At 34.3% G+C, this 13,675-nt stretch carries 12 protein-coding genes; 1 reads left to right on the plus strand and 11 read right to left on the minus strand.

Translation table 11 applies throughout. The features are described from left to right. Positions 1-39: 39 nt before the first annotated feature. Positions 40-1,107 carry a 3-dehydroquinate synthase gene (gene aroB, locus E0F89_RS16380; protein WP_131910810.1) on the minus strand — a complete coding sequence of 356 codons (1,068 nt, stop codon included), beginning with the start codon at positions 1,105-1,107 and terminating at the stop codon, positions 40-42. A 90-nt stretch (positions 1,108-1,197) separates the two neighbouring features. Between aroB and E0F89_RS16385 the strand changes: the two genes are divergently transcribed. Beyond that, on the plus strand, positions 1,198-2,367 hold the full coding sequence (locus tag E0F89_RS16385; RefSeq protein WP_131910811.1) for a proline dehydrogenase family protein: 1,170 nt from the start codon (positions 1,198-1,200) through the stop codon (positions 2,365-2,367). Between the two features lie 623 nt (positions 2,368-2,990). On the opposite strand, the gene E0F89_RS16390 is transcribed toward E0F89_RS16385, so the two are convergent. From E0F89_RS16390 to E0F89_RS16430, 10 genes are all read right to left on the minus strand, one after another. After that, positions 2,991-3,719: a superoxide dismutase gene (locus E0F89_RS16390; protein WP_113634469.1), complete on the minus strand. Its 729-nt coding sequence runs from the start codon at positions 3,717-3,719 to the stop codon at positions 2,991-2,993. A gap of 17 nt (positions 3,720-3,736) precedes the next feature. Continuing rightward, on the minus strand, positions 3,737-4,864 hold the full coding sequence (locus E0F89_RS16395) for an efflux RND transporter periplasmic adaptor subunit (RefSeq protein ID WP_113634621.1): 1,128 nt from the start codon (positions 4,862-4,864) through the stop codon (positions 3,737-3,739). A 102-nt stretch (positions 4,865-4,966) separates the two neighbouring features. Next, positions 4,967-6,811 carry a heavy metal translocating P-type ATPase gene (locus tag E0F89_RS16400; RefSeq protein ID WP_113634468.1) on the minus strand — a complete coding sequence of 615 codons (1,845 nt, stop codon included), beginning with the start codon at positions 6,809-6,811 and terminating at the stop codon, positions 4,967-4,969. A 103-nt stretch (positions 6,812-6,914) separates the two neighbouring features. Next, positions 6,915-11,255, minus strand: a complete 4,341-nt coding sequence (locus tag E0F89_RS16405) for a CusA/CzcA family heavy metal efflux RND transporter (protein ID WP_131910812.1) — start codon at positions 11,253-11,255, stop codon at positions 6,915-6,917. A gap of 29 nt (positions 11,256-11,284) precedes the next feature. Continuing rightward, positions 11,285-11,908 carry a hypothetical protein gene (locus E0F89_RS16410; RefSeq protein ID WP_113634466.1) on the minus strand — a complete coding sequence of 208 codons (624 nt, stop codon included), beginning with the start codon at positions 11,906-11,908 and terminating at the stop codon, positions 11,285-11,287. A gap of 12 nt (positions 11,909-11,920) precedes the next feature. Continuing rightward, positions 11,921-12,604: a HupE/UreJ family protein gene (locus E0F89_RS16415; RefSeq protein WP_113634465.1), complete on the minus strand. Its 684-nt coding sequence runs from the start codon at positions 12,602-12,604 to the stop codon at positions 11,921-11,923. 70 nt (positions 12,605-12,674) lie between these two features. Then, complete coding sequence (locus tag E0F89_RS16420; RefSeq protein WP_113634464.1) at positions 12,675-12,890, minus strand: hypothetical protein; 216 nt, start codon at positions 12,888-12,890, stop codon at positions 12,675-12,677. 43 nt (positions 12,891-12,933) lie between these two features. Further along, positions 12,934-13,362, minus strand: a complete 429-nt coding sequence (locus E0F89_RS16425) for a hypothetical protein (RefSeq protein ID WP_113634463.1) — start codon at positions 13,360-13,362, stop codon at positions 12,934-12,936. Continuing rightward, positions 13,349-13,486: a hypothetical protein gene (locus E0F89_RS17195; protein ID WP_165930060.1), complete on the minus strand. Its 138-nt coding sequence runs from the start codon at positions 13,484-13,486 to the stop codon at positions 13,349-13,351. Before E0F89_RS17195 ends, E0F89_RS16425 begins: the two co-directional genes overlap by 14 nt. Positions 13,487-13,537: 51 nt before the next feature. Beyond that, a partial coding sequence (locus E0F89_RS16430) for an ATP-binding protein (protein WP_165930037.1) occupies positions 13,538-13,675 on the minus strand: 138 nt, incomplete at its 5' end.

Genomic DNA, 13,675 nt, shown 5'->3' on the forward strand with positions numbered 1-13,675 from the left:
ATATTATATACGCAATGCAATCCTTTTTATAAAAAATAATTAAGATTTATAATCCAGAAACGCCTGAAGAATTAATTCATTTTCAACCGATTGATTAATTATTATTTTTCCGATACCTTCAATCAATGCAAACTGAATGTTGCCATACTCATTTTTCTTGTCGTGAATCAGTAATTCCAAGATTGGTTCAATGTCATTTTCTTCAAAAATGATGTCGTCATATATAGACTTGATACAGGTTTTTATCTCAGAATATTCTTCTTTAGTGATTAGTTTTTTATCCAATGAAATAAAACTTTCCAAGATCATCCCAACGGCAATGGCTTCTCCGTGCAGTAAAGTAGTTTTATTTTCATTTTCCAAAAAGTAGCTTTCAATGGCATGTCCTAAAGTATGACCAAAATTCAGTGCTTTTCTTATATTTTTTTCGGTAGGATCTTGAAGGACAATATCATTTTTTATTTCAACCGAACGGTAAATTAATGCGTCAAAATCAGCAAAATCTATAGCATTTAAATCTAAAAATTGCTCCCAATATTCTTTATCATAGATCAAACCGTGTTTCAGCATTTCGGCAAGACCGGAACGCATTTCGTTTTGCGGCACCGTTTCTAAGTATTGAGTGTCAATAAGGACCATATTTGGTACATTGATGACACCTATTTGGTTTTTTAAATTCCCTAAATCCACCCCGTTTTTACCTCCTACAGAAGCATCAACCATTGATAATAGCGTAGTTGGAATATGTATAAAATCTACCCCACGCTTGAATGTTGAAGCAACAAATCCGCCTAAATCAGTAACAACTCCGCCGCCCAGATTAATTATAAGACTTTTTCGGTCAGCGCCAAGTTCCGTGAGTACATTCCATATTTGGACGCAAGTCTCAATGTTTTTATTTTCTTCACCGGCATCAAATTCTATGATTTCAATCGTAAGATCAGTTTCCAGATAAGGAAGAAAAATAGGCAAGCAAAACTCATTAGTATTGCTGTCTACAATTATAAATAGGTTGGAGTATTTGTTTTCTTTTAAATGAAGGTTTAATGCTTCATATCCTTTTTCATTAAAATGTATCGGATAACTATTGGCTTGAATTGACTGCATCGTTATGTATTAATTGAATCCGCAAAATAAGGTAATTTTTGCTAAATAATATTCAAAACTCTGTCTATATTTGTTCAAAAAATCATAGGGATGGAAAAAATATTTGATAATACACAAGTTGCCTTTGCGTTAAAAAGTGATACCGAATTGGATAGGGCTTATTTTCTTTTCAAAATGATCGCAAATCAACCTTTAGTTCGCATAGGAACTGCTGTTACTAATTTTGCCTTAAAAGCCAATCTTCCTGTTGAAGGTTTGATTCGCGCTACTGTTTTTGACCATTTTTGTGGTGGCGTAAATGAAGTGGATTGTTTATCGGTAGTTGATAAAATGTATACGAAAGGAGTTTCTTCCGTCTTGGACTATTCTGTGGAAGGGAAAGAAGAGGAAGAGCAATTTGATGCGGCGCTGGAAATGACTTTAAAAACCATCGAATTTGCCAAAGAGCGTCAGGCGATCCCTTTTGCCGTTTTTAAACCAACGGGTTTCGGCCGTTTTGAATTGTATGAGAAATTAGGAGAGAAACAAACCTTGACGCCAGAAGAACAATCCGAATGGAATAGAGTAGTGGCGCGTTTTGATTTAGTATGCAGTGAAGCACATAAAAAGAATGTCGCTTTACTTATTGATGGCGAAGAAAGTTGGATGCAAGATGCTGCAGATGATTTAGTGACAGAAATGATGCGAAAATACAACAAAGAAAAAGCCATTGTGTTCAATACGTTGCAAATGTACCGATGGGATCGTTTGGATTACTTAAAAAAATTGCACGAACAGGCCAAATCAGACGGATTCTTCATAGGAATGAAACTAGTGCGAGGTGCTTACATGGAAAAAGAAATTGTTCGTGCTAACGAAAAGGGATATTCATCGCCAATATGCGCTTCAAAAGAAGACACAGATGAAAATTATGACGCTGCGGTTCTATATATGGTTGCGCATTTAGATACAATGGCTATTTTCGCGGGAACGCACAACGAATTAAGTACGTACAAATTGATGGAACTGATGCAAGAAAAAGGCATTAAAACCAACGATGACAGAATTTGGTTTGGACAATTATATGGAATGAGTGATAATATCAGTTATAATTTAGCCGCTCATCGTTACAACGTCGCTAAATATTTACCATTCGGACCTGTAAAAGATGTGATGCCGTATTTAATTCGTCGTGCTGAGGAAAATACTTCTGTGGCGGGACAAACGAGTCGTGAGTTGTCTATGATAAAAGCAGAAAGAAAAAGAAGAAAAGACAATTAGTATTGAGGCTAGAAATTACTTTAGTTTCTTTAATTTTTAAATCGAGCACAATTTAGACAATATCACGAGTCTAGGTTGTGCTCGATTTTTTTTACAGTAAAAGCAATTTAAATTGGTCCAAAAAAAAAACTCTTCAATTTCTTGAAGAGTTTTGTGGGGAGAGCAGGATTCGAACCAATAAGCTGGAACCCGTGCCTATACTGCATTTTCAACTACTTATAAACTAATGTGCCACGATTTTGCCACAAAACTCAACATGACAATTTTAAGCCATTTTTTAAGTAAATTATTGAATTAACTTGTTTAAATTGAATGATGTAATTCATGTTTTGAAAATCAAAATTAAGTAATTTTATGATAGTCCAAAAAGTTTATTTAATATTTTTGCAGTTTAACGCTAATTTAATATTTTTTACTAATAGTGTCCTAAACGTTTTCTTGAACCAATTGTAATAATTTAAATACAGAAAAATGCATTGCTTTTTGATGAAAATGAGTATCGAACCCCAAGAATAAATGTGATTGAAAATAATATTTATTTTGATTAACAACGATTTAATGAATAAAAGAACCGAACAAATGAGTCATTTTCTCATTTGTCCTGATATCCTAATTTCAAAATTTTATAATGTCAATTTTAACGCATCATTCAATCGTAATGCTACATTATCCCAATTAATAATATTAAACAAAGCATCCACGAAATCGGTTCGTTTATTTTTGTATTTTAAATAATAGGCGTGTTCCCAAACATCAATAACCAATAAAGGAATGGCACCCCATTGTGTTAGTTTTTCATGGTTTTCGCATTGTAAAATCACCAAACTATTGCTGTATGGCTGATATGCCAAAATTCCCCAACCATTGCCATCTACATTTTTTGCGGTAGCAGCAATTAAGATTTTAAGTTTATCGAAACTCCCAAAATTTTTCTCTATTCGCTTTAGCAACTCGCCTTGTGGTGCTGTTTTTTTATTAGTTAGGTTTGTCCAAAATATGGAATGCAAGATATGTGATGAAAAATGATAGGATAATTTCTTCGTCCAGAGATCTACAGTTTCCAAATTATTATCGTCCAACGCTTTTTTTATCATTTGCAAATCCTTGTTCGCTCCTTTTACTGCTCCACCGTGATGAAAAGTATAATGTAGATGTAAGGTTTCAGCATCCATATAGGGTTCTAAAAAACTTTCGCTATAGGGTAAGGTCTGTTGAATATAATTACCATTGACATCTACTAATTTATCAATTGAATTGTCAGCTAAATTTTTGGGAAACGCATTTGTAGTGGGAAGCACTAATGCAGCTGCGCCAAACAATGTACTTGATTTTAAAAACTCTTTTCTGTCCATACTGTAAATTTACGTTTTTATTCTTCTACATTTTTCATTTTCATCAAAAGTGAATAAGCACCTTTAATCACAATAGTCGCCTCATTCAAATCGTCTGAAAGAATTTCTGTAAACCCATTTTCAGCTGTTCCAATTCTAATTTCTTTCATTTCAAATTGTTTGTTTTGTTTGGCAACAAAAATATAATTCTTGTTTTCATAATTCACTATAGCATCAGATGGCAATACATTTGATTGCTGACTTTTTAATTCTATTTCGGCATTCATATACATTCCTGGTAAAAGTGCTTTGTCGTAATTTGTAAAATGGCAATGCATTTCAGTGCTTCTGTTTTCGGAAAAATCCTTACCGATTAAAATAATTTTGCCAAGATATTTTTTTTCAGGATTGGTATTTGTATAGGATATAACTGATTGGCCAATAGTCAATTTATTGATGTCTTTTTCAAAAACGGTCAATGCCAAATGAATATCCAAAGGATTAACAATCTCGAATAAAATATCGCTTGGGTTTACATACTTGCCAATATTTACATTGACTTTAGAAATATAACCGCTTATTGGCGAATAAATATTGATGCTTTTTGAAATGTTCTTTGTAGAAACATTACTTGGATTTATCCCTGCGAATTTTAATTTCTCGCCATACGATTGTACCATTACCGATAGTGAGTTGTATTCTGATTGTGCTTGTTGATATACTTTATCGCTGCTAGCTTTGCTTCGGTTGAGTTCTTTTTGTCTTTCGAATTCGGCTTTTGCATACCCTATTTTTGCTTTCGCCAAAAGGTAATCTTCTTGTAGTTGAATGTATTGCTGGTCTTCTACAACGCACAATACTTGTCCTTTGGTTACATACATTCCCTCTAAAAGTTTGGTGTATTTTAAATAACCACCCATCGGCACACTTATGGAAACTAAATTTTGAGGCGGTACATCTATTTTTCCATTTAATTTTAAGGTAGATGAAATTTCTTTTTGCTCTATTTTCCCCGTTTCAATACCTGCATTTTTTATTTGTGCATCGGTAAGTGTTGTCGTGTTTTCGATAGTTGGAGTGGCTTCTGTTTGGCTTTCAGTTTTCTTGTCTCCACATGAAGAAAGGAATACTATTGCCATTATTGTAACTATTGTGTTTTTACTCATGATTGTATTTTTATTTTGGTGTTTGTGAATCTGCGATTTCATTTTATTTTGAATAGTAAGATAGTGTTTGTTATTTAAAATTTCATTGCCCTTGCTAATCGGTTAGGCATCAATCTTAACGCGAAGGAGTTTTACGGAATTAATAAAAACTAAAGTGTCAGGAAGCAAATGAATAGCAGCTGCTTCAATTGGTCCAATTATTTTAAGCAAGACAAGGGTAATTCCAATCACATGAACAACGCCAACTCCCACAAAAATATTTTCACGAATGGTTCGATAGGCTCTTTTACTAATAGCACGAGCCTTTGCGATTTTTTCCAACTTATCCTGCATCAGAACGATGTCGGCTGCTTCCATTGCTGCTTCGGTTCCCATAGCACCCATTGCTATGCCTATATTTGCCTGAACTAAAGCAGGCGCATCATTAATCCCATCACCGACCATTGCTACTTTTGAACCTTCTTTTTGCAATTCTTTTATAATATTGATTTTGTCTTCGGGCAATAAATTTGCTCTGTAATCGGTAATTCCTATCTGATTGGCAACGTGCTTGGCAGTTTCAGGATTATCACCGGTAAGCATAATTATGTTTTCAATTCCACTTTTTCTTAAACCTTCAATCATTTCTTTTGCACCTTCGCGTATCGCATCGGATATATAAAAGATACACGCCAATTTATTGTCAACTGAAAGATAAATAGCAGTATCGGTACTATTTTCTGAGGATTTCGACACCGGTACTTTACTTTCTTCCATAAAGAGCTTGTTCCCTAATAAAACCGATTTGCCATCTATTTTTGCGGAAACACCCCGTCCTTTTACCACCTCGAAATTTTCAGGCTCGCCATAGGTAAGTTTTAATTGATCCGCATAGCTTAAGATTGCTTTTGCTAATGGATGGCTGGAACGACGGTCAACATTAGCAGCAAATTGAACCAATTGGTTTTCATTATAAGCAGGATCTATTATTTCAACGGTATTCACAATAGGACTTCCAACGGTTAATGTCCCTGTTTTATCAAAAACAATGGTAGTTACTTTAGCAAGCTCTTCTAAAAACAAACCTCCTTTTATCAAAATACCTTCTCTCGCTGCACGAGCAATTGCCGCAATGGTCACAAGCGGTGTTGCCAAACCTAATTCGGCAGGGGAAGTAAAAATCAGCAATGCAATCACCAGTTTGACATCACGGGTAAAAAAGTAAACAGTACCAACAAAAATAAATACCACCGGAATAAGCCATGAAGCCACTTTATCTGTGAATTTTTCAATAGGTGCTTGCTGGCTTTCTGCCTCTTCCACCAAGGCTATAATACGCGAAAAAACGGTGTCTAATCCTGCTTTAGTCATTTCTATATCTAGCGCACCTAATTCCAGTATGGTTCCGGCAAATGCTTCACTTCCCGCTGTTTTTTCTTGAGGTACGCTTTCGCCGGTTATTGGTGCCTGATTCACAGAACCTGATCCGCCAATCACTTTGCCATCAACAGGGATTTTTTCTCCAGCTTTTACCAGAACAATATCACCGATTTTTAAATCGGTTATTTGCACTACGGATTCCTGATTGTCTTTTTTTACTATTGCCGTTTTAGGCACGGAACCAATCAACTCTTTTATAGATGCTCTCGCTTTTTCAGTGCTCGCACTTGCAATATATTCTGCAATGAGGATGATCATAAGCACGACAGCACCAGCCAAATATTCTTTGCCAAGAACTGAAATTATGACCGCTATGGTTATAAACAATTCGGTACCTGTTTTTCTTTCTTTTATGATATCCAGTACCGCAGTTTTTACTAACGAATAAAGACCGAAAGCCATTGCGGCTATCAAAATGGGTAATAGAATAACATCGAAATAAAATAATAAACAGGCTATTCCCACTGTTATGATCCGTACAATTTCCCAAAGGAACTGTCGCGAAAAAAAGGTTTGTGTATAATTCATATGTTGATATTTATTGTTTTTTATCGGTCATATGTAATTCGCATATCATCATTGGCGCTTGCGACCCCAATTACGGTCATGCTCATTTCATAATTAAACTATTTTAATTAGTTAATGCATTGATTTCTATTATACTTATATTCAATTTTCTAACCGCTTCAATATAATCACTTTGAATTCCTGTGCTTTGATTAATAAGCATTACCCATTCCAGATAATTGATGTCACCATTGATAAATTTATCATTAGCAGCTTTGGTTACCAAATCAACATTTTTCAAGGCTTGACTTTCAAAATAGGCAATAGTTTCTTTCTGTTTTTTATATTCTTGGACTAATTCCTGATTCTTACTTTCCAGTTTTAGTTTTTCATTATTTAAATTATTTTCGGCAATTTGGGTGTTTATCTCTAATGCTTTTTTCTTATTATTTATTGCCGCATTGAATAACGGAATTGCCACTCCAAATTGTCCGTAAACACCATTATAACTGTTTTGAAACTCCGCATTTGTTTTGAAAGTCTGGTAATAAACACCACCAATTAATTCGGGCAATTTTTTAGATTTTTCAAGTGAAATTTCAGCTTTGCTACTATTTACTTCTTGCTCAAATAATTTTATACTGGGTTGATTGCCAATAGCATTTTTATCTAAATTTTCGGTAAAATCCATTTTTAATTTATCTGAAACTGGGACAAAGTCTTTATCAGTATTAAGTAAATACTTTAATTGCGATTGTATTATTTTATAATCACTTTGTAATTCCAGAAGTTGAATTTTTATTTGTCCAGATTGGTTTTCAGCGGTTGCTTTTTCTAATATATTACTTTCGCCTTTGTCAAAACGAAGCGCTGTTTTCCTTAAAAATTCGGAATAAATACTATCACTTTTTAACAACAACTTTTCCTTTTCTTTTAGATACATCATTTCGTAAAACACGATTGTTACCTGTCTAGTCAATTCCTTTCTTTGCAAAGCTTCGTTCCATTGTCCTTTTTTGGCTTCTTCTATTAAAAGTTGTTTCTGCCTTTTGTAAACGGTTGGGAATTTTATGCTTTGCGAAATACCAATTTTCACATCATTTGCATTGCTGTTAAACTGACCGAATTCCCCAATAATTCCCGTGTTGGAAATATCATAGCCTGTTTTGGTCATTTTTTGCAAGTACTCTGAATTTAGTTTTTCGTTTTTAATTTTTATATTGTTTGAAAGAGCCGTTTCAATCGCTTTATCAATTGAAATTATTTCCTGAGCATCAGTACTTTGAAAAGAAAAAAGCAGTCCCAATACCATGATTGTTGTAATTGATTTTATCTTTTTTGGTTTTAAATTAATTCCTTTTTCAAACATGATATATAAAATTGGTAAAACAAATAATGTTAAGAACGTTGCAATCAACAGACCTCCAATTACCACAGTTGCCAAAGGTTTTTGTACTTCTGCACCAGAACCATTGCTTAATGCCATGGGTAAAAAGCCTAATGATGCTACAAATGCAGTCATTAAAACTGGTCGTAAACGTATTTTGGTACCTTGTAAAACAATCGCTTTTAAATCGGTTTCACCCGATTTTCGTATGCTATTGAATTCTGCAATCAATACTAAACCATTCAGAACCGCTACACCAAATAAAGCAATAAAACCAACTCCGGCACTAATGCTAAACGGCATTCCCCGCATCGCTAAAAAGAAAATACCTCCAATTGCAGAAAGCGGGATTGCGGAATAAATCAATAATCCTTGTTTTACGGAATTGAATGCGAAATAGAGCAAAATAAATATTAATAGTAATGAAACTGGAACAGCAATCATCAAACGATTTTTGGCTTCGTTTAAGTTTTCAAAAGCACCGCCATACGTAGGATAGTAGCCCGCAGGAAATTTTATTTGAGCTTCGACTTTACCTTGTAATTCTTTTACGATGCTTTGCACATCACGACCTCGAACATTAAAACCAACTACAATTCTACGTTTGGCATCTTCTCTTTGTATTTGATTTGGGCCTTCAGTAATTTCAACTTTGGCCAATTGAGATAGAGGAATTTGCGAACCAGTGGACGTTGGTATTAGTAAATTTTGAACATCCACCAAATCCTGACGTTTTTCGCCTGTTAAACGAACAACTAAATCAAATCGTTTTTCACCTTCGTAAACAACCCCAGTGCTTTGTCCTGCAAATGCGGTGTTTACAATTCGATTGATATCCTGAATGTTCAAACCGTATTGTGCAATGGAAGCTCTGTTGTAGTCAATTACTACTTGAGGCATTCCAGTAACGGTTTCTACATATAGGTCTGAAGTTCCTTCTACTGTATTTACAATTTTACCTAATTTATTGGCGTACAAAGCCAGTGTGTCTAAATTTTCTCCAAATATTTTACAGACTACATCTTGTCTTGCTCCTGTCATCAATTCATTAAAACGCATTTGTACCGGATATTGAAAACCATAAGAAACACCTGGAACGGCTTCCAATTCCTTTGCCATTTTTTCTGATAATTCATCAAAAGTTTTGGCAGAAGTCCATTCGCTTTTGTCCTTTAAAATAATCATCATATCACTGGCATCAATGGGCATTGGATCAGTTGGCACTTCGCTACTTCCTGTTTTGCCTACTATTTTCTCCACTTCCGGAAATTTTTCTATTAGTATTTTTGCGCCTTGTGAAATTGCAGTCATTGAAGTTTGCAAATTACTTCCCGGCAAAACCCTTGTTTCTACAGCAAAATCTCCTTCTTCTAACGAGGGCATAAATTCGCCACCCATGAACGAAAGTGTAATCAGCGCTAAAACAAATAATCCCAAAGTTGCACCGATAATTGTTCTTGGAATTCCTAATGCTTTGTTCAGAAGAGGTTGGTAGAAATTTTCTAATTTTTCCATCATTCTATCTGAAAAAGTTTTTTTGTGAGATATATTTTTATTCAAAAATAAAGCGGTCATCATCGGAACATAAGTCAGCGACAATATAAAAGCACCAAATAATGCAAATGCAATGGTTTGTGCCATTGGTAAAAACATTTTCCCTTCAATACCCCGCAAAGTAAAAATGGGAATGTACACGATTAATATAATCAACTCTCCAAATACGGAAACATTACGCATTTTTATTGACGTATTTAATACGGTGCTGTCCATTTCTTGCTGTGATATTTTAGACGTTTTCCTGCTGTGTAAACTAAACAAACACGCTTCAACAATAATAACTGCCCCATCCACAATTAATCCAAAATCTAGTGCCCCTAGACTCATTAAATTACCGCTCACCCCAAAAATATTCATCAGTATGACCGCTATCAGCATCGCCAATGGAATAACTGATGCTACGATTAAGCCTGCTCTTATATTTCCTAAAAATAAAATAAGAACAAAAAGTACAATTAATGCTCCTTCCAATAAGTTTTTTTCCACTGTTGAAATGGAATTATTGACCATTTTGGTTCGGTCTAGAAATGGCTCCAGAATAACGCCTTCGGGTAATGTTTTTTCGATTTGTGCAATACGATCCTTAATGTTTTTAATAACCACATTACTATTGGCTCCTTTTAACATCATTACTACTGCACCCGAAACTTCACCAGATTGAACTCCTTTTTTATTAAAAGTCATTGCTCCGTAACGGATAGCACTTCCAATTCGTACATCAGCTACATCACGAATAAATAAAGGACTTCCGCTACTGGTATTTTTAATAGAAATATCTTTAATATTTTCGATAGTATTAATTAACCCTTCACTTCTGATGTACAAAACTTTAGGTCCTTTTTCGATATAAGCACCACCTGTATTTTGATTGTTTTTTTCTAAAGCAGTAAAAACATCAGTAATAGTAATATTAAAGGATTGCAATTTATTTGGGTCAACGGCAATTTCAAATTGTTTCAATTTTCCACCGAAACTACTTACTTCTGCAACACCTTCAACTCCTAATAATTGACGGCGAACAATCCAATCCTGAATGGTTCTCAACTCGGTTACATCGTATTTTTTTTCGTAACCGGGTTTGGTTCGAACAGCATATTGATAAATTTCGCCTAGTCCTGTTGTTACCGGTGCAAGAACTGGATCTCCAATACCTTTGGGAATTTGGTCTTTAACAGCGCTTAATCGTTCTGTTACTTGTTGTCTTGCCCAGTAAACATCCGTTGCATCATTAAAAACAATGGTAACCACTGATAAGCCAAAACGAGAGAAACTACGAATTTCTTTCAATCCAGGAATATTACTATTCGCTTGTTCAATTGGAAAAGTAATCAGTCGTTCAATATCGGTTGCACCCAATGATGGTGCTGAAGTGATTACCTGAACTTGATTATCTGTAATATCAGGAACCGCATCGATTGGTAATTTGGTAAATTGATAACTCCCATATCCGATGAGCGCAAAAATAAATAGTCCAATAATGAGTTTGTTTTTGATTGAAAACTCAATAATTTTATTTAGCATAATTAGTAAGATTAATGGTTAGTCAATAGTTACATTGAATATTGACCTTTTAATTTTAGAGTAACTGTAATATCTTTATTTTCATTATTCCTAAAAAACCATCCATGCTTTCCTTCAAAAGGAGCATAAAAAGTTCCTACCATATTATTGGAATAAGCAAGTGTGTAACTTTCAAAATAGACATCATTAACTGCCTTTGCCTGTTTTACTTCACCGTGAAAATCTAAATAAACGGTTCCATCATTAGTTTTCCATTCGTATTTCATTTTTCCGCCTTTTAGCATATAGGTTTTATATTCAATCCCTTTTCCTGCAGGAACAATTACTTCAACCGTATCTTCTCTTTCTGCGTATTGCTTTTCTGGAATAGGATTATCCGCCTCGACTGGTCTTTTTACTTCTGGTCCAGAACCTGCTTTTTCCATTTTTATTAGAGGAAATGTTTTCCCGGTTGTTGTTGCTAAGCCATCAGGAGCATCCTCTGGCACATAAAGCTTACTGAAACCGAACAATTTCCCTGTTCCTATTGGGTCGATTCCATATTCAGCGGGTAAAACGGCACTAACTAAAATGACTATCCCTAATACCAATGCAAATAAGACTGCTTTGATAATTTCTTTTTTTTCTACTATTTGATGATTTATTTCTGACATTGTTTAATTTTTTTAAGATGTAAAATAACCTGTTAATTGATACCCTAATAAGACAAATCCAGCAGCAATAAGCATGGTATTTGTGAATGTTGAAAATTTCATGAAACTCGGGTATCTGCGCCATATTGTAATAAGGATTAACACAAAAGTTAATGCTATAAACTGACCAATTTCGACCCCAATGTTGAATCCAAGCAGATTGGTAAACAATCCTTCTTTTTCAAATTTGAAATCTTGTAATTTGCTGGCTAACCCAAACCCGTGAAACAATCCGAAAATTAAAACGGCTGCTTTTGTATTGGGCTGTTTCCCGAAAAATCTTTTGAAACCACCTAAATTATCAAAACCTTTATACACTATTGATAGTGCAATGATGGCATCAATTAAATACGAATTAATTGATATATTACTCATAACGCCAAACAACAATGTTGCACTATGACCAATTGTAAAGAAACTTACATAAAGTAGCACTTCTTTTGGGCGATAAAGGAAAAAGATAACGCCAACTAAAAAAAGCAAATGATCGTAACCCGTAAGCATATGTTTTGCACCAATATAAAGAAATGGGCCAAAAGCAACGCCATCATTTCCTGACAAAAAAGTTTGTGTATTTTCATCGACACCATGAGCAAAAACACCTGTGATGCTTACAAAAAAAAGTAAAACAAGAAATATTATTTTTTTTGAATTCATAATTTTATTTTTCTTTTAAAACTACTTCTCTCCTGCAATTTTTTGAAGAGAAGCAGCCTGTTAAATTATATTAATGCGTGTGTCCATGAGCCGTATCAACTTTGTCTTGCTCCACTTTATTAATACTATCCGTACTTAATTGACCAGTAGTATCTGTGATCACTTGAACTTGCTCTGTTGTTTCAATAGTTTGAACTTCAGTGTTTTCAGTTTCGTTGTTTGCTTTTTTGTTACAAGAAACTAACATTCCGATTGCGATAGTAGCTACGATTAAAATTTTTTTCATAATTGTAATTTAAATTGGGTTTATAAAGAATAATAAAATTGAATTAATGTTGGTGTCCATGATTAATATCTTGTTCAGAAACTTGGCTATTTCTAAATTTAGAAGAGATTGTTTTTCCATTGACAAGTAATGTGATGGTACAATAAGCATATATGCTTGCTTTAGGAACTTGTACTAATAAAGAATTGTTGGTATCCAAAGAAACTGGATTCGTTGCTTTTGTTTTATTGAAAAATTCAAAAACAGCCGATCCAGTAATTTTTTTATTTGAAACCGTTTTTCCTTTTGCATCCAGCACGTAAAAACTAATATTGTTTTCTCTTTCGACCATTTCTATTTTGTAATCACCTGAATTTTGTATTATTCCACCGTGTGGTGTTTTGCCAGTATTAGTACTTACTTGTGCATTTGAAATTGTTGTGCCTGCAATGGTTAGCAGTATCGCAACTGCAATGGATTTAATTGTTTTCATTTTTGATGTTGTAGTGCAAATTCCAGTGATATTGACCACCCAATTCCAATTTAAAGTGAGCACCTGATTCCAATTCAAAATGACCACCTAATTCCGGAGCAAAATGACCACCTCCATTTTTCATTAAAAACTACTTTTTTTCATCTGTTAATTAGTATTCAAATATACTTAAATATTAGCTTTTGTTTATGCCCCTTTTTTTTCTCATAGATTCTCCGTGCAATTCGATTCGGTGAGATTGATGTATCAGCCTATCCAAAATTGCATCAGCTATTGTTTTTTCTCCAATGATGTCATACCAGCCTTGCACTGG

This window comes from Flavobacterium caseinilyticum, from assembly GCF_004349085.1.
GTDB classification, from domain to species: domain Bacteria; phylum Bacteroidota; class Bacteroidia; order Flavobacteriales; family Flavobacteriaceae; genus Flavobacterium; species Flavobacterium caseinilyticum.